12 protein-coding genes are annotated in these 19,231 nt (G+C 43.9%); 3 read left to right on the forward strand and 9 right to left on the reverse strand.

The features are described from left to right. Positions 1-69: 69 nt before the first annotated feature. A complete protein-coding gene (locus R2X38_RS15405) occupies positions 70-1,716 on the reverse strand; it encodes a response regulator (RefSeq protein WP_317523190.1) in 1,647 nt (548 codons plus the stop codon). A 357-nt stretch (positions 1,717-2,073) separates the two neighbouring features. Between R2X38_RS15405 and R2X38_RS15410 the strand changes: the two genes are divergently transcribed. Continuing rightward, the gene (locus R2X38_RS15410; protein ID WP_317523191.1) at positions 2,074-4,281 is read left to right on the forward strand and encodes a hypothetical protein; all 2,208 of its coding nucleotides are present in this window, start codon (positions 2,074-2,076) and stop codon (positions 4,279-4,281) included. Between the two features lie 86 nt (positions 4,282-4,367). On the opposite strand, the gene manA is transcribed toward R2X38_RS15410, so the two are convergent. The 3 genes from manA to mngA form a co-directional block, all read right to left on the reverse strand. Then, positions 4,368-5,555, reverse strand: coding sequence for a mannose-6-phosphate isomerase, class I (gene manA, locus R2X38_RS15415; protein ID WP_317523192.1), 1,188 nt, complete (start codon positions 5,553-5,555; stop codon positions 4,368-4,370). 28 nt (positions 5,556-5,583) lie between these two features. Continuing rightward, complete coding sequence (gene mngB, locus R2X38_RS15420; protein WP_317523194.1) at positions 5,584-8,226, reverse strand: mannosylglycerate hydrolase; 2,643 nt, start codon at positions 8,224-8,226, stop codon at positions 5,584-5,586. 125 nt (positions 8,227-8,351) lie between these two features. Then, positions 8,352-10,289, reverse strand: coding sequence for a PTS 2-O-a-mannosyl-D-glycerate transporter subunit IIABC (gene mngA / locus R2X38_RS15425; RefSeq protein ID WP_317523196.1), 1,938 nt, complete (start codon positions 10,287-10,289; stop codon positions 8,352-8,354). A gap of 286 nt (positions 10,290-10,575) precedes the next feature. Here mngA and R2X38_RS15430 point away from each other — a divergent pair, with 286 nt between their 5' ends. Next, positions 10,576-11,298 (forward strand): GntR family transcriptional regulator, encoded by a 723-nt coding sequence (locus R2X38_RS15430; protein ID WP_317523197.1) that lies wholly within the window; start codon positions 10,576-10,578, stop codon positions 11,296-11,298. 53 nt (positions 11,299-11,351) lie between these two features. Here the strand turns inward: R2X38_RS15430 and R2X38_RS15435 are convergent, their stop codons facing one another. The 5 genes from R2X38_RS15435 to R2X38_RS15455 all read right to left on the reverse strand — a co-directional run bounded on the left by R2X38_RS15435 (position 11,352) and on the right by R2X38_RS15455 (position 17,335). Continuing rightward, on the reverse strand, positions 11,352-12,218 hold the full coding sequence (locus R2X38_RS15435; protein ID WP_317523199.1) for a hypothetical protein: 867 nt from the start codon (positions 12,216-12,218) through the stop codon (positions 11,352-11,354). Between the two features lie 39 nt (positions 12,219-12,257). Continuing rightward, on the reverse strand, positions 12,258-15,047 hold the full coding sequence (locus R2X38_RS15440) for a hypothetical protein (protein WP_317523201.1): 2,790 nt from the start codon (positions 15,045-15,047) through the stop codon (positions 12,258-12,260). Between the two features lie 8 nt (positions 15,048-15,055). After that, complete coding sequence (locus R2X38_RS15445; RefSeq protein ID WP_317523203.1) at positions 15,056-15,763, reverse strand: fimbria/pilus periplasmic chaperone; 708 nt, start codon at positions 15,761-15,763, stop codon at positions 15,056-15,058. Between the two features lie 55 nt (positions 15,764-15,818). Next, the gene (locus R2X38_RS15450) at positions 15,819-16,370 is read right to left on the reverse strand and encodes a hypothetical protein (protein WP_317523204.1); all 552 of its coding nucleotides are present in this window, start codon (positions 16,368-16,370) and stop codon (positions 15,819-15,821) included. 296 nt (positions 16,371-16,666) lie between these two features. Further along, positions 16,667-17,335 carry a response regulator transcription factor gene (locus tag R2X38_RS15455; protein ID WP_317523205.1) on the reverse strand — a complete coding sequence of 223 codons (669 nt, stop codon included), beginning with the start codon at positions 17,333-17,335 and terminating at the stop codon, positions 16,667-16,669. 519 nt (positions 17,336-17,854) lie between these two features. Between R2X38_RS15455 and R2X38_RS15460 the strand changes: the two genes are divergently transcribed. Beyond that, positions 17,855-19,168 carry a DASH family cryptochrome gene (locus R2X38_RS15460; RefSeq protein ID WP_317523206.1) on the forward strand — a complete coding sequence of 438 codons (1,314 nt, stop codon included), beginning with the start codon at positions 17,855-17,857 and terminating at the stop codon, positions 19,166-19,168. Positions 19,169-19,231: the final 63 nt, after the last annotated feature.

Raw genomic sequence — 19,231 nt, forward strand, 5'->3', positions numbered from 1 at the left:
TTGTTGTGCCATTTTTCATGGTTGCTATTGTTAATGAGAATTGGCTGGCATCACCTTATCGTTATTAACCTAATTACCCATCGCTGCAATAGTGGCGACATTCTTACTCGCTACAGCATAAAGCCCAAGGTCGCAATATTGCTTATGCAGCTTTGGCTCAGACATTACCGATAGGGTTGAATGGCATGCACTCACTTTTGCCCCTATATCATAGCGGCCATGGTATTGGCCAACATTATTGGCCAGGAACTTAACCACGGCCAGGCAAACTCGGTCGGAATACGGCAGGATATCATGAAGCACCAGTAAATCTTCAAGTATTTCACTAAATTCATGCTTGCTCTTATGGCGCTGTTCGATTCTTCTCTTCATCAAATTGACCCGCTTAAACCGTTCTATATAGACTTTTTCCAAACTACTCTGCATATATATTTGGCTGCGAACAACACTACTCCCCTTCTTTGTCTCAATAGCATCACGCGAACTTAAAATAGCCTTATTTAGCTCAGAGTAACGTGATAGCTTCTCTAAAGTAAACATATAAAAGAAATAATCATAGAACGTCAAATTCTTGGGTATTCCATCCACACTTAACATTTCATTAAGATATCGATAGGAAGTTGCATGATCTCCTTGTAACAAATTGATGATCGCATAAATATTACTGCATTGAAAAGACAGTTCTTTGTTTGATTGAATTTTATTTAAGTCTTTATAAATCGTACTTAATGCATTCTTAATATTGAACGTTTTTGTGGAAAAAACACACTTAAGCAAGAAGTAATAAATGTAGATCAGACGATTTGAATCATTATCCCTATAAGTACCAATATTTTTTTCCATATAATATTGAATATATTTAAAAGCATCATCATATGCCTTGTACGCGACAGACAAGTTGGCAATTACCAGATCTCTATCCAGGCTTGAATCAAGCAACATCGAAGACGTTTTCAAATGATAGATAGCCTTAGGGATATCCTCTTCTTCAAGGTTTACATTCGACATTTCATCATGGTATAGGTGATTGGTATCCTTATCCTCAACGTCCCCTAAAACCAGTTTCGCCGCAGCAATTTCGCCATTGAGTATCATGACGTTAGCTAAACTTACCTTAACCCAATCAGCGTTGTGGCCTGCAAGCAGGTTTTGATAAACTTCCTTTGCCTCAGTGTACTTCTCTAAAGTAACCATTGCATCGGCTTTCATACGTTTGATCGTCAAACTATATTCGGGAAATAAGGGCTCAAGTTTATCACATTCATCGATGACACTTTGATATTCGAGGTTTTCTAAACTTTGATAAATCGCCATCAACGACTCTTTGCATCGAATGATTGCTTGCAGACGCCGTTTCAGTGTAGGCGGGTTGAATGGCTTTAAAACAAAGCCATCAGGTCCAGAATCAAGGATACTCTTGACAATTTTGGCGCTGTTCTCACCGGTAATATAAATAAATATCGTGGTCGCAGGCAGCAACTCGAAATGCTTCAGTTCATTATACAGCTGGTGACCGTTAACATTGACATTGAAGTTATAGTCCATCAAAACAATGTCAAACGTCTGCATTTTGCATAGGCTCATTACTTGAGCGGGCTTAGTCGCAAAAGATATATTGTCACTATCGAAACCCAACAGTTTTAGCGTCAAGCTAATAGAATCAGCCACCAGCCTCGAATCATCTGCAATCAATATTTTTTTTTGCTTCAAGCTCATCTCAGTAATGCCCTATTCCTAGCAATTTCACAAACTTTCGATAAATATCATATTTCAAAGTACGTGACGTTAATTCAATGAGTGTATTTTAACTCATAATCGAACACAACAACTGGCTGCTGGAATCCTTGCTATCGCACAAATTGATTTTCTCCTTCGTCAACAATAAGAAATTTACAACATATTAAATCTGCCCCCCGCTGTCATACAAACACGCAGCATAGACGATGTGTTAACCCCTTCACACGATCTTAGAAAACGGGATACCTGTGTGATTAATCGTGACGATTTTAGCTAAACCTACATGCCAAGATACCTGCCAACGTGAACAAAACAACAACAAGACATGAGGTCAATATGAAACCTACATCTTTGGCAGTAGCACTCTCAGGTATCCTTTTAAGCGGTGTTGCAAACGCCAGCGAAGGCAATGTAATTCATAACCCAGGCTTTGAAGATAAAGGCTTGGGCTGGAGTTATTGGTTTTCAAATATTCGCAGTGATGGCGCTTACGAAGGCAACTACCGTGGCCGTATAGCGATTGGTGCCGATCACCACATCAGCCAAGTCATTACCGTTCCAGAAACGGCTTATTATGATTTGTCAGCTTTCATCAAGAACGACAAGCAAGGCGGTCAGTTTGGCTTAAAGAACTTGGACGGAGAGGTGCTGCTATCAAAACAGGTTGGGGCTAATAAACAATACTCTCTGAACAAAATCAAAAATATCGCCCTAGAACAAGGTGAGATCCTATCGGTATTTTTCTCGGGATCAGATAAAAGTGCAGTCAGCATTGATAACGTTTCACTGACCAAGTCGAAGAAAGGCAAACATCCGCAATTCAACCAGATTGTTCAGTTTAACGTGACGGAACAATCTGGCACCACCACAATCAACCGCAACACACAGCGGATCGAATTTACCGTCCCTTTTGCCACGGATCTTAGCCAGCTCACTATCAGCAACTTACTGGCTTCGCCTGAGAGCCAAACCAGCATACGGCAAGGTGATATTGTTGACTTCACCAAACCAGTTTCTGTGCATGTGATCAATGAAAAAGGCAAAGCAGAAAAGTGGACAGTCACCGCGATTGAAAGTGAGAAAGAAGTCACTATCGCTTCATCTAACGCAGCACTGGAAGATTCCTTCAATTGGGCCATTGATAAGACCAAGCAGTTTGTCATGACCGGGCAAAGCGGCCTCGTTAACCGGGACGAAAACAACAACGACGGTAGCGGCACCGCTGACTATATCCCCTCTTACTGGGCAGGGTATTTCGACCGTACCGCCTTCTATTCAAGAGATTTTCTTCACCAAGCAAGCGGTGGCTGGCTAGCCGGTTTAGGTGCAGAGAATCTATCTATGTTCCAGACCTTTGCCCGCCACTCTACCGAGCCGCGCAAGTGGTATACCTTGTGGGCGATCAACTTCGATGGTACGCCGCACACTATCGATTACCACCACGACGACTATTTTGTTCGTGAAGTTCCAGCCCAATTCGAATTTGTCGAGAAAGCCTACGAGCAATACCGCTGGACTGGTGATGATCGCTATATCTACGATCCTGATCTTTGGCAGTTCTACACCAAGGTACTGACTGACTATATCGCGCTTCATGATGACCAAGAGCCAAATGGGATCGCAGAAGGCTATGGCGGGATCTTTGAAGGTTCAGCCACCTATAACGAGCGTGGTGAGTTCCCCATCGAAGCGGGTGACGGAATAGGCTCGCAATACCAAGCGACAGTCGCATATGCTGAAATGCTCCGTGCCCGTGGCGAAGATGTCCTTGCTGACGAATGGCAAGAAAAAGCCATCGAGCTCAAACGCTTCTTCAACGAAGAATGGAGCATTAAAGATCCGGCTAACCCAATGGATAATTACGTCAATATCATCCAGAAGGATGGCCTGCGTCTGAACGATTTCGGTAAGGAAAACAGCTGGTTTATGCCGATGAAACTCATTACTGAACCGGGTGAGCGCAACAACAAATACCTCGACTTCATTTCAGCTAACCTGGGTGAAGGCATTGGCTCAACCCCTGAAGCGCCACACAATATCGAGGCCTATACCTATATTCCAGAAACCTACTTCCCATATAACCAAAATGAAGAAGCCTGGAAATGGATGAACTACATCATCAACAAGAAAGATCTGCCTCATGAACGCCCGACCCAAGGCACCAATGGCGATTACCCTGAAATTTCCTTCACCTTCATTTCTAACACCATTGAAGGCCTGATGGGGATTGAGCCCAATGCACCTGAAAACCGCGTGGTTACTGCCTCCCACCTACCGCAAGACGTTGAGTGGCTGGAAGTTGATTACCTGCTTATGGGTGCTCACGAACTGGCCATTCGCCATGACGGGCTAACGAAAACAAGCTTGACCAATACGTCGGAACAGCCTCTTGAGTGGGAAGCACGCTTCTACGGTGAGCATGACAGTATTACGGTTAACGGAACGGCAGTGACGGCTCAAATGCAAGAGGTCAATGGCGTTAAGCTAAGCTACGTGGTTATCGAAGTACCAGCTAATGGTGAAGCGATAGCATCCATTCAATAACCTAATCATCAAAACAAAAACAGAAGCAAAAACAAACGCCACCGAAAGAGGTGGCGTTTGCTCTATTCAAAGCACAAACGAAAAAGCTAGTTAAACGTCCTAACCGCTTTGCCCATGCCCTTATAGCTGTACTGGCGGCTGCTGTAAGGGATAAACGCAGATTCTCCTGCAACCAGATTAATATCTTTGCCTTCGCTTTCCAGCGATAGCTTACCCTGCAGGCACATGATGATTTCAGCACTGCGGACATATTCTGTCTGCGAGCTTTCGGTCAAGGTGATGACTTCCACTTTGAAATCATCCACCGGTACGTTGTAGCTGATCTTGTTGTCTTTCATCTGCCCTTTCAGCCTTAGGTGCTGGGCTGGGATTGGCTCAAACCGGGTATTTTTCAGCAGCTCTTCAACGTCCATGAACTTTGGCGTCAAGCCAGCACGAAGCACGTTATCCGAGCTTGCCATGACTTCAATACCCGTGCCTTCTAGGTAGGCATGCGGTGTTTCTGCATCAAGATACATCGCCTCGCCCGCTTCTAGCTCAATAACATTGAGCATCAATGGCGCAAACAAACCGACATCACTTGGGTACTCACTAACAAAGCCTGCTATCAACTCGAACACAGATTTAGCATCCGGCGACAGCCCTTTCGAGTCGATATTTTCCATTAGCTCTGCAATCGCAAACTGCTTCTTCTCGCCCGTTAGGGAAATCACCTCACGGAAAAACGCCGCCAGCTGAATCGGCGTTGGGCTGGCTTTCAGCGCCTGCACATCTTCTGCCAACGTTGGGCAATTAGCTTGCTCGAATAGCTCCACCATCTCGTTAATCACGCGGAAGCCGTTCATTGCCTTGTAGTTGGTCAGGGCGTAAACCATCTCTGGTTTATGGTTTGGATCTTTATAGTTACGTTCGGCGGCATTGAGAGGAATACCGGCAAGGTTCTCTCGATGGTATCCTTCTTCGGCGGCAGATTTCTTCGGATGCACCTGAATAGACAGTGGCTTAGCGGCTGACAGGACTTTTACCAAGTAGGGCAGCTCACCAAATTTATCATGGGTGTAACGGCCCAAGACTGTTTCAGGTGACTGCTCAATTACATCTGAAAGCAGCTGGCTTTCACCATCACAAACAATGCGCGAACAGCCATTAGGGTGGGCTCCCATCCACAGTTCTGCCTGTGGTTGGTCATCTGGGTTGCTGATGCCAAACAGGGCCGCCATCGCGGTTTTACTGCCCCACGCATAGTTTTGAATCACATTACCTAGCTTATACATATCATCGTTATCCGGATAATAGGCTGAATTAGAAACGGACTCGGAACGTCTTAGCCTGGCAAGGACGTAGTTCGCCGAACTGACCGGCTTCGTAGCCTTGCTCTTCCATCACTACTTCATCCATACGGGTTTCTACCCACTCAGTGATAGGACGGCTAAAGCGGATCCCATCGGTAATGGTCTCTGTCTCAGACGGGTTGTAAACACGTACGATGAGCGCATTTTCATCTTCCGCTTTCTTCAGTACGCTCAGCACTGCACCTTGCGTACCTTTATCTAGTAGCGAGAAAGTCAGCGGCTGGTTTTGTTCACCCACATTCAGTTTCATCGCATTGTATGGGATCTTGTTGTAGCACTGGATAGGCGTCACATTGTCACGCGCCATTGCCATAACGTTAGCTTCAATGTGGTTACCCGCAAAGCCACTCAGGGTAAAGTTACAAACGATCTTACCGCGCACCTGTGAATCAGGAGTTGGGATCTTGATACCCGAAGGACGACCAGGGCGAAGCAGAAGCTCTTCTTTACCCAGTACACCTACACCGCGAAGCAGCGTTAACGCGAAGGTATCTTTTTCTTCGTTGCCTTTAGAAGAAATAACTTCGAACTCACGCAGGCCGTTGCTCATGATAGCCATACCTGCTTGACCACTTTCCAGCGCAGCAAAGTTCATCAGCTGGTAAACAGGTACTGGCGCTTCTTTCCAACCGTCTTTTTCCCAGTTTGCCATTTCTGGGTCGTTAACCGGACGGGTGATCAAACCAAATTGGTTGTCAGCGACTACCGTTTCAGACACGAACGGGGTTGGTACCAATACACGCACACGGTGATCGTCAGCTTGGTTGTCCAGTTCCATACGTACTTCAATGCGACGAGAGCCGGCTTTTAGTACCACTTGGCAATCAACATCCACATAACCATCTTGGTTAGTACGCTCTTCACGGGCTTGCAGGTTGTCAGGTACATCCATACGTAGCTTGATGCTGGCAACTGACTGGAAACCTTCATGTTTGATGTTGGTTTCAACCTTGAACTCATCAGAGTACAGCAGCCACTCTTTACGAGATGGTGAGTAGTCGTACTCGTCACCGTCATCAGAACCATCTTCTAGACGAAGTACTTGATCGAAAGTCTGCTCTGTTTCTTTGTCGAAGATGGTTAGCGTACCGTTGTCATTGACATTGATACGGTAGAACTCATTCTCCATCAGGTAATCTTTCTGCTCGGCAACTTTCACCTTGCCTTTGGTATTACCTTCGATGTGAAGCGTAGTAAAGCCCATTGCCGGTACGATGTGCTTGATTTGGATATCGTATTCTACGAACGGGTCGTAGTTTCCGTAGTGAACGATCTGGCGGTCAATCTTACCTGGGTCAATCACGCGCTGATCTTGGATGTAGTACTCGACTTCATGGCCGTGCTCATCGAAGATCTTGAACTCTTGCGCGCGGATCGTGATGGTAGTGTTGATCACTTCTTCACGGTCATATGGCGACAGGTTGAACATCGCTAGCTTGTCGCATCCTTCACGGGCTGGCATGTGGTCCACAATCTTACGCTTGTAGAAGTTGATCAGGTTTGTCGCCATGTCATCGGCAAGGATGTAGCGGTTTAGGATCTCGGCATGGACTTTATCCGAGCAGCAGCAGCCGATTGAGTCGTGGGCATGGTTCTTCATGCTCTCTTTCCACATTTTCTCAATCAGGCCGTGGTGGTAATCAAAGCCCAGCGTCCAAGCAATCGATGCCAACGGCTCTAGGATGTTTACAATCTTGTTTTCTACTTCCGCGTGGATCAATTTGATATCCATACGGGTAGAAGAAATCGTACGGTGAACACGCATGTATTTACCGTCGTTGAATTCGCCTTTCACCGTATCAAGCTGTTCACGCACTTCTTCGATACGCTCGAACACTTCCTCAAAGCGACTCATCTTGAATTCGCGGTTAGGATAGATTTCATGTAGCTTGTCCATCACCTCGAAGATATCTTTTTGGATCGGCATCTGATCGTGGCCGTTAGGCAGCAGGATATCTTTGGTTACCGATGGTTTCTCCAATACTGGGAAGTATTTATCTAGACGGGCACGTAGACCTTCTTCGTCTTGTGGCAGGTATTTACCGATTGCGTAACCCAGCGGAAGCACCTGTGCTGTCACTTCACTGCCGTCATTACTCTGCCAAACAAATTCAGTTTTGTTGGTACCGTGACGCTCAGAACAACCACGCCAGAACATCGCGCGGTCAATACCAAAGCCGTTGTAGATCATTGGCAGCTGTGAGCTCATGGAGAAAGAGTCTGGCAGGTAACCAATTTTCATGGCTTCGCCAAAGTTCATGCAGTCACGGATGCCATACATCATGTTACGAACAATAGACTCACCCGCAACCTGCATGGTGTCTGTTTGTGAGTACCATGGACCGATAATGAGTTTGCCCGCTTGTACTTGTTTACGTACGCGCTCTTCGTTTTCAGGCATGATGGCGAAGTAATCTTCCAGAACCGCTGTCTGGCCATCAAGTACATAGAATTTGTATTCAGGATCTGACTCTAGGCGAGTCAGGATTTCTTCCATGTTGTTAACTAGCAGAATTCGCGATTCTTCTGTAGTGAAATACCATTCACGATCCCAGTGCATGTGAGGAGTAATATGAACGCGAGAAGTAGCCATAATAATGTACCTGATAATCTTTCTTTAATGTCGGGCGCAGGACTCCCTGCACCCGATGATTTAGGGTGTTGTCGTTTCCGACATAAATAATGTGACGTGATTCGTTTTAGTCTTGAGATGCAGGATTAAGCGTCAGCGGCCACTTTAAATGTGCCCTTTTTTGTCGCATGTGCCCTCCAGCTCACTAGCATCACAGTAGAGATAGCAGCACCAATTAGCGCAGCACCCAACCAGATACCAGCCGCCATGAAGCTACCAATACCCGCATCGTGAAGTAGGAACATTGAGAAGATACCTGCACCCGGCGTCGATAGACCAATACCCGCTGCACCTACGATGGCACCTGTTACCATTGAGCCCGCAAGGAATGAGCCGATAACACGGATTGGGTCTTCAATCGCCATTGGGATCGCACCTTCAGTGATACCCGCTAGGCCAAGTAGCCAAGTCGACTTACCCGTTTCGATTTCGAAATCTTTGAATAGGCGTGGTGCCATCATGGTAGACGCCGTTACAGTAAAGGCAGATACCATCTTCACCGAGCCGAAGATAGCGTATGGGCCGTATACGCCGTTAGCCATCGCGCCCAGGCAGAATGCATATGCCGCTTTGTTTACCGGGCCACCTAAGTCGAATGAAACGAAGATACCAATGATTGCGCCAAGCAGCAGTGCGTTCGAACCATTTAGGCCGTTTAGCCAATCAGTCAAACCTTGGTTCAACATGGCTACCGGCTTGCCAATAACAAACAGCATCAAACTACCAACAACCAACGTACCAATCACTGGGTAGAGGTAGAAGGTCAGGAAGCCGTTAAACGCAGGGCTAAGACGAACGTTTTCTTTCACCCAGCGCATCACGTAACCGGCAATCAAACCACCGACAACACCACCAAGGAAACCAGAGCCAATCATGTTTGCAGCAAGACCTGCTGCGAAACCTGGGCCCAATGCCGGCTTATCAGCGAGGGAGTATGCGGTGTAAGCTGCAAGAACAGGTACCATCAGGGTGCCAAGCAGGCCGCCACCCAGTTTTCGGTACATGTTTAGCCATGAACCGTCTGTTGCATATAGATCTTGCAGATCAAATATCTGCGCAATCAAAACCGCAACCGCGAGAACCGTACCACCTGCAACAATAAGAGGAACTGCAAAAGAAATACCGCTTAGCAATGCTTGCTTAAGCTCAGTCTTGAATGGGACTTTCTTCGGTTTGTCTTCGGTGGCTGCAACGCGCTCTTCGCCTGTACCCTTCTTTGCCGCTTCCATCGCATCATTCAAGATACGCTCAGCATGGCGAATCGGCTCGGCAACGGGCGTTTCAACACGCGGGATACCATTGAAGCGCTCGATTTCTTTAATGGCCACTTCAGCTGCAAAGACAACAGCATCAGCTTTGTTTAGCTGCTCTGCTGTCAAACGGCCTTCAATACCGTTGGCACCCTGTTTCTCGACATGGACATTAATGCCCATTTTCTTACCGGCTTTCTCAAGGTATTCCGCCGCCATATAAGTGTGGGCAATACCTGCAGGACAAGCAGTAACACAAACAATCGTTGGGTTGTTTTCATTTGTATTAAGGTTGTCTTGTTCTTCTTGCTCACCAGCACCATCAAGCAGAGTCATCAACTCTTCTGCACTTTGTGCGTTAAGTACCGCTTCACGGACATCATCATCAACCAGTGTCGTGGTTAGCTCGGTCAACAAATGCATGTGGGTTGAGCCGGCTTCAGCATTTGGAATGGCAATTAGGAAGACAAGGTTTACATCTTCATCTTCGTCCTCGTCAATGCCTTTCCACTTAAGATCTTGTTTTAGAGTCGCAACTGCAAAACCGGCTTCTTTAACCGCGTCAGTCTTGCCGTGTGGGACAGCTAGGCCTTCACCCAGCGCTGTAGGGCCTTGCTCTTCACGGGCAAAGACTGCATCAAGGTAAGCTTGCTTATCATGCAATTTGCCTTGTTGATCCAGTTTGTCTGCCAGAGCATGAATCGCTGCTTCACGACTTTCAAATGTCGTTTGGATTGAAATCAGCGACTTATTGGTAAGGGTGGTCAGTTTCATCGTCGTCCTCTGTACCGTCATCCAGGCGGGCGTGGTTCGCCCTTAGTTGTATTAATACAAATATAATACGTATTCCAGCGATACGTTCTGTGATCTCATTCACACAACCTTATAAATAGGTATTATTGTTGTATTAAATCTGGGTTCAGCTTGTATATGACAACTTTGAATGACGCGATAAATACAGGTAAAATACAGGCATTAGCTAACTATAAATGTATAGGGCAAGCTTGAAGCCCTAACTATAAGCGGTAATTAACAGATTTGCCTTCCAGAGGAGAACGATGTGGCACGCCTTCCTATGTATCGTCAGATCGCTGACGCAATAAAGGAGAAGATCCAATCCGGTGAATACAAGCCGGGTGAGGCTTTGCCGACTGAAGCACAACTACGAGAAGCCTTCTCCGTGAGCCGGGTTACGGTTCGCCAAGCCTTAAAACTACTCGTAGAGCAAAATGTGCTGGAAAGCATCCAAGGCAGTGGGACCTATGTGAAAGAGAACAAGGTCAACTACGACATGTACGAGTACTCGAGCTTTTATGAAAAGCTGAGCCACCTTGATGTCAAAACCCACAGTGAGATCCTTGCATTTGAAATCACGACCCCTTCCCCTGCGATTGCTGAGGCATTACAGATCACTGAAGAAGACCGGATCTTTTACGTCAAGCGTGTCCGCTTTATTGACGAGAACCCAGTGACTCTTGAAGAGACCTGGATGCCCCTTTCGCTATTCCCCGATCTCACCTATGAAGTGATGCAGGGCTCGAAGTACGAGTTCATCGAGGGGACCAAGAAAATGGTTATCGACCGCAGCGAGCAGGAAATCATTCCAGTACTGCCACCGCAAGAGGTCGTAAACCAGCTAGGTATTCCGGCCGATCAGCCTATCATCGAAAAAGTCACCCGAGGCTACTTGGTCGATGGCACGGTTTTCGAGTACAGCCGCAACTACTTCAAATCGTCAGACTACAAGTTCACCTTGGTGGCGAAGCGTAATCATCATTACTAACAGCCAAGTGGGCAAACTGCCCACTTGTTATCTACCGCTCGCCGGTGCTTCAATCAAGGCCGGGCAATTACAGATACTTTGAGCACCTCCCTGTAATTACCCGCAATGGCATTTCGGGTACTTCCCACCTCGATTCCGAACGGGATCACACTGGGCGTACGAGCCGACATTCTTCCCAACTCAAAGCTGACAGGGTGCTTGGAGGCCTTTACCCGCTGGCGATTAACTAACAAGTAATAAGGAATGGAGCCTTGGGCGTCGACATGCTTTAATTCGCCGTATTCAGGTTCAACTTTCATTGTCACATTGGTATTGCTTAACACTTGAAAGTCAAATTGCCTTTTTAAGCCGTTTTTTAAATGCCCTAACATCACCTGATGATATGAACCAGTACTTCGCATCCATGAATAACGTGAACTATCAAGTTTCATACTGGCGAACGGTTTTACGTAGTAATGAATATTCTTTGTTTGTGTCGATATTGGCCTGTGGTGTGTACTGGAAATAAGTTGGACATCGACGCTCGTGCTATATTGTCCAGCGGACAGAAATGTTCCCTGCGGAATTTTCAACCAGAAGTAAGTCAGCTTGCTTTGTTCTAAATTTAGCCTAACACTGCGACTGTCAACCAATGTTAGAGGAACGCTCTGCTTATCAAAGAACTGTAAAGCAATACGCCCCTGGGGTCCTTTTAGCCAAAACTGTGGTTCAGACTTAGCTGAAATAACAACTGAACTGGCACACTGACGAAGTGAAGAGCCTACCTCAACATAAGCCTTTATCCATGCTGACTCACCAAAATTTGGCCTAACATCAGATTGCTCATCAATGAACCTCACCGTCCAATTCCCGGTACAATCATCATTAGCCTGTGATAATAGCGGTAATATAAATATTATTACCCAATACCATCTTTTCATATCTTTTCCCCATAATAGCTTTATGTTGGAAACATATTGTTAGAATGACAATCGCATCGCTTTATCATAGTCGGTAATGAAGCTTTCCATATCTGGGACAAAAATACTTTGCCCCGGGTGAATAATATTGCCGTTGACAAGTTTATTCACGCTGATCACAAAATCACTGAATGATATCGTCAGACGATACTTCTCACCGGTTGAGAACTGAATTCCATTCAATCTCTTAACCCGCTTTATCTCATCGTAAGCATATTTCCAGATAGTATCACCCGTGTTAACCGTTCTAATCTTGCCGGTTGTACGGGCTTCATCCACGGAGATTTCTGCCTTCACATCAGGATTTGCTCCAGTTGCTTCGAATTGCACCTTTTCCGGTTCAGACAGCGTAATCGGCTCTAAAAAAACCAGGGGATCATCCGCCTCTACCAGAATCAACAGGGCTCTTACTGAAGGATCCGTGGATTGATGAATCATATAATTGCCAGGTATCATTCCCTCGACCACAAAGCGCCCGTTGCGATTAGTAAAGGTCGAGTACATAGCATTTTCACCGACGATATTGAAACTCTTTAACGCGACCGGATTGCTTAACTGATCCAACAAGCGCCCAATAACTGTGTAAACCGCATCAGTGCCTATATGGGTTAGGTGCCCGGTCAAGCTACCAGGAACGATAGTATACCTCGAGTTACCATAATCTAACCCTGGCGGGGCATCGGGAATGTCGACACTGACTTGGTTAGTGGTAAAAGCTCGATTCAAACCAACGATAGCGGGTAACTGATGAGTTGCGATTGCATTCGGATTTTCCCCGTAATAACCATTGATCTCAACGTCCAACCCGTCCAAAGATTGATGTGTCGATACAACTGTAAATGGACCGACAGGTTCACTCCCGACACCAAAACGTCCTTCCGTATAACCTAAGGTGGTCGACAGATACATCGAAGCGGCTATTTCATCTTCGGAAGATTGAGAGCCGTACCTTGAAACATTTGCATTGCCTCGCCATCGGTTGGCAACATAATAAATATTACCGCTTTGGCGGTCATAATCATCGTTACTTTCGGCTGAAAGGCGATACCCCAGCCCGCCTATACCAAAATCACTGGAGCGAGAAAAATCTGCAGCAACTCGGTTATCGTCCGTATCGTATCTTACTGAAGAAGAGTAACGCTGGTTATTAGAAGTCCAATCCCAGCTCAAATTTAAATGGATTGAGTATTCATCATTATCCAAAAACGAATCAGAATTGTACTCGCCACGCAATCCAACCCTAAAGGTATTTTGGTTTTTCCGGAAATAATAATTTGTCAGAAAATAATAGGTATCATATTGTGCCGATTCATCATAGTTACTTACACGAGCACCGACTGAAAAATCGATCGCATCACTAGGATAAGCTGTATAGTCCAAATAGTAGGTATAACCATCATCTTGCCCGCCAATTTCCCAGGGCGTAGATGAAAATTTTTCTTGATACTCATAGCCAAGTCGAAAGTTTGCGCCACTGCTAACCCCACTGCCGAGCACTGATTGCTCATAGTCGATAGAACCAATATAACCATGGCTATATTCATGCTCTCGATAGTGACCATAGGTTAACCTCAGCGCAAAGTTACCTAAGAAATTACCGGTCACTGCCGATAACCCCATTAAACCGCCATTGTCTGAAACCAAACCATTAAATCCAGCGGTTAAGTTATCGGATAAACCATAGTCATAGTAACCAGAAAGCATATATTCATCAGAATAAGTGATATCTCGGTAATCATATTCAGAAATAGAACCTATAGAAAAACCAAAATCACTTAAACCCGCTTTAAGCAACGTCGCATTATAGTAACGGGAGAAATAGAGGGTATCAGTCCTCCCTGATAAGTAATTGATTTCAAGCCTGACATCATTGTTTCCTGATGAAAGCGGCAAATTGTCAACATTGTACCGGCCTGGCTCCAACCTGTATCGTGTGACATAGATACCATTGACATAAAACTCCACTTCCGCACTCTCACTAAGCTGAAAGAACTGGCTTCCGGTGTTTTGAATGTTTCTATCCGGTTGGAGATCGGAGAAATTTCGATAAATAGAGAAACCGCCTAACTCATAATTAGGTAAATGGCCTGCTGATGGGCTAGATACGTCACCAAGTGAGTATCTGGCAGGTTGTTGATAGCGGTCATGGTACAAAACCATCGGGCCTCTTAAGCCCTGCCATTCATTACGCTGGCTATCATCATCATATAAATAGCCAAATGATGCATTCGTCATCAAATTGACACCCTGGTGCCCTCCCCAGTTAAAACCTCCCAGCCATTGAAATACCGCGGTATCAGAGGAGTCTGAAGCATCGCTATAATCATATTCTACACTGAAACTCGAAATGGCGGAAAATGGCCCACTGGCGGTTGGTGGCATGCCAACAAAACCAAGCTCGCTATTTAGGTTTTGTACACGGTCTTTACCATCGTCGAGACGAACAGAAAGTGAAAAAGATTCAGCTATAAAATCAATGAGAATACCTTGCTGTTTAAGCTCAGGTATAGATATGTATTGCTTATCGTAAGAATGTGTCCATTTCAATGCTTCGTCATTAAGAATAGGCGAAATGAAGTATAATAAGTTATTTTTATTTACCGAACAGACTTGATGACCATCTGTCTTCGCTAACACATCACCAAGTTCACGTTGGTAGTATAGCAATGGCAGAGGCATCTCAAATGCCATTTCTTCACAAGGTGATAATGCCGCATACAAGTTACGGCTAAAAAGAATAAAGATAATTAATATCAAGGCATTGTATAAATTGACCTTACGATTCCTCATAATAACACCTATTTTGTCATTAATGAGTTCAAATATATTTTATCTATTGATTCATTATTTATTTCTTCCATCGCAAATTGTTCAACAATCAAAGCGGCACCTGGCATAAGATAACGCTGATTGAGTGTGGACTCCATATCTAACCACCTATACACTTTATTTTCACCGTTTATAGTAAAATTAAATGTCCACTCTGTGAGATCTAATACACCATTACCCGTATTTTTTATGGTTATTTCTGGGCGGCCTTGTTTGATCTGGTTGAAAACAACGGGCAATGGTTCTGTCGTGGGTACATTAACAATTACTATTGTCGAAAATCGCATCATAAACTGGACAAGGCTCTGATCATCCTCATCAACATCAAGCGGGACCTGATCAAAAACCACTCTATATGCAGTGCTTGTGGTTAGATTTTCATTGGGTATATACCGCAACCTGAACGTCTGGCTTGCTTGTGGCTGAATCACTGTTTGCGGAGGTAGAATCAAAAAATCATCATCAGCAGGTATCAATACTTCTTCATATTCATCATTGAATGATATTTGAAAAATAGAAATCTCAAGCGTTACCTCGTTATTATTATGATTAAAGACCAAATAATCCCCATAGCTTCCTCTTCCTGCTACATCGAGCTCCTGGAGCATGGGCTGAACTTGATAACCGTATGCAGGCGTAAGAAAAAATAACAATATAACCGCTTTAAGTAATCGCATAGCACCCCCCTGTAATATCATTGAGGTAGGCGCTGCCTACCTCAATGGTGACCAATTACCAGAATTTAGATTCGACATCGATAACTAATGCTGATTTATAAATACCATGGACTTTTGGCGTTTCATTTAATTTAATCCATACATCTTTGCTGAAGTCCCAGTTTCGGTATTCGGTCTTGTTTACAGAGTTACCAAAACCACTATTCCTATCAAAACTCAATTCGTATCCTGTTGTATCAAAAGAATTAGGGTTTATGAATACAGGAATATGATATTTAGGCCTTACACTAACGGTCGTTTTCGGCAAATTACAGTTTACACTAAGTTTACCTACTTTCTGTGCATTAAGCTCTTTCAAATCAACATAAGTTGCATCGTTGTGGTATTTTAACTGTCGTTCAGCTTTAAAACTCGCATCACATTTTTGTGGGATATAGCCAAGAAGCTCAACCTCAAAGTCCTCCGTGAACTTTGTATCTACTTCGTAGAATTTATTCCACTTTTCGTTGCTTGTACCACCGCCAGAACCAGGACCGCCACGATCGGCAGATGCACCCATACTACAAACTAATGCGATTACTGATAATGCAATAATTGACTTTTTCATAATAGATATCCTTTATGTCCTAATGAGTACTGCATTGCGTTGTGCATTATTAGAGTAAGCCACCGTGTCAATAAAAACATCGCCATTAAGACTGAGTATTTTATTTTTTTCCTATTTTTTGATTGATTTCAGGATGAAAGCAAAAAACCGCCACGGAATTTATGTTAATAGAAAAACTGCCGATATTGGATATACCGGACATCAGAAAGATACGGAATGTGTTGAATTCGGGAATATAGAATGGCGCAATAGGATAAGATTGGGTAAAGCAGCCCAATACAGGCTGCTAAAAGAGACTAGTTGGCATATTCATTTTCTTTATAGTCGTTGATAATCAACCCCAACAATTCTGATCGCGAGCTGACTGACAGCTTGGTCAATATATTGTGGACATGGCTTTTTACCGTGTGGATACTGATGTTTTTCTCTGAGGCTATCTGCTTGTTGTTTAAGCCACTCAACACCAAGCGGCATATATCCTGTTCTTTTGTTGTAAGCTGTGATGCTGAAAATAAATCATTAATTTTCCTATTTTTATTTATGTATTTTTCTTGATAAAACTGTATAACCAATCGTGTATGACTCTTAGGAAAACACATTTGTCCATGCTTTATAGCATTGATTACAGTAGCAAAATTGTTTATCAGCTCAAGTATTGAAAGGACACCAACGAACCCTTTATCTATCCATAGGATCGTGTCTGTAGCCTTTGCATCATCGATGTTGACTAAAAGCCAGGATCTTTTATCACCCTGAATGTGAAAAATATATTTTTCAACTTCCGTTAAACTTTTATAATCAACAATATATATATTTTCACTTTCTTCTATGGATTCTGATTGATGCATTTCATAAAGTGAGTCATAAACTTGACCATTATAGTCTTGTGGGAGATAGAATATTAGCTGGTTAATTGCCTCTCTTATCTCTTTATTTTTTGTGTAGAGCTTTATTGCTGGTATCATAGCTTCATCCTTTTATGCCAGTCAGACCATAAATAAATTATGCACTTGATAAAATTGGTTTTTGTGACTCTGTTCCCAAATCAAGATTATTGCAAAAAGTAACAATATATTTCCAGCAAGAATCTCTATAATAATGTAGTATTAAATATACAATAAAACGTTAATATTCTCTAGATTGTATATTAATCTAGGCAACACAGAGTATTAGTTATCATAATAATAGATATTTATAATCAAATTAGTTCTATAGAAATCACCTAAATATATTTTTGTAAACATTTTAGTATTGATTATGTTGCTTAATATATCGGCTATACCGATAATTAACCCCTCTTCACCCCTATATTTAATAACACTTCTGTCAATTAAAACCTGCACTTTATTTCTTATATTTATTGCTTTTTTGTAATTCCCTTCATTTCCTAGATAAATATAACCTGATTATTTCATGTTAAAAAATCAATAGATGTGATTTTACGCCTATAGTTAAGCTAGCACCTTAGTTTAGAGGGATCTTCAATGGCAACAGGTTTGTTTCTGTTTCAAAATGATTTAAGGCTACATGATAACCCCGCGCTAGCATTGGCAACACAAGAGGCGGATCACCTCATTTGCGTGTATTGCTTACCCGTCGACAATGTCAATCGCTACCCCTACCATATTGACAAACATGGCATTTACCGAAAGCAGTTTTTATTACAGTCGCTTAATAACCTTGCTGGACGGCTGAGCGAAAGGGGACAGAGCCTACATGTCCTACTTGAACATCCCCTCAATGTACTACCCGAGCTCATTAGCCAGTACAATGTCTCGATGATTTACACCAGCGAAAATGCTGGGGTTTACGAAAAACGCAATTGGCACACGCTCAAAGGTAGGTATCCGTATATCACGTTCCGCCAAATTTCGACCCATACGCTATTTGACAGAACTGAATTGCCTTTTGATATAAATGAATCACTCCCCGAGACATTTAGCAAATTTCGTAAACAAGTTGAAGATTTAGACATTCGTTCACCGTTAACAACCATTGCGAAACTTCCCCCACCGCCAGGCAGGTTGAAAGCCTTTGATGTGATCAGCTCTATGATCAACCCAAAGCTATTAGCCGATTATGAAGGTGGTGAGAGAGCTGCGTTAAAGCACCTTGAAAAATATTTCTCCTCTGAGGCTCCAAGCCGCTATAAACAAACACGTAACGAACTCGATGGATGGGAGAATTCCACCAAGTTTTCACCTTGGTTAGCCTTGGGCTGCTTATCTACCAATATGCTCATCAAGCATCTAAGCAAGTATGAAAAAGATGTCGAATGCAACGATTCTACTCAATGGATCAAATTTGAGCTGTTATGGCGTGAATACTTCCAGTGGTATGCCCATTATCACGGCGCTAAGCTCTACAGTTTTTCTGGCATCAAAAAGAAAAATCCTCATACGGCTTACTATCCTGAGCGTTTCCGCCGCTGGAGTGAAGGGAATACTCCCTACCCGCTTGTAAATGCCTTGATGAATCAACTGCGCCAGACTGGGTATATGTCTAACAGGGGTAGGCAGATAGTCGCAAGCTGTTTAATTAATGAATTAAGTTTAGATTGGCGTTACGGTGCCGCATTTTTTGAGGAGCATTTAATTGACTACGATACAGCATCAAACTGGGGCAATTGGCAGTATCTTGCTGGCGTCGGAGCTGATCCTAAAGAAAACCGCCATTTCAACTTAGTTAAACAAAAAGAAATTTTTGACCCTAACGGTGTGTTTATCCGAAAGTGGGGAGGAAATAACCATGACGGAAGTATCGATTCTGTAGACGCTGCCGATTGGCCAATCTACTGATGGCCTAAAGACAGAATCTGATTAGACTTCATTCTCGGTATTGCCGGGAAAACAGGATGAGCG

It is taken from the genome of Photobacterium rosenbergii (assembly GCF_033022775.1).
Lineage (GTDB): Bacteria > Pseudomonadota > Gammaproteobacteria > Enterobacterales > Vibrionaceae > Photobacterium > Photobacterium rosenbergii_A.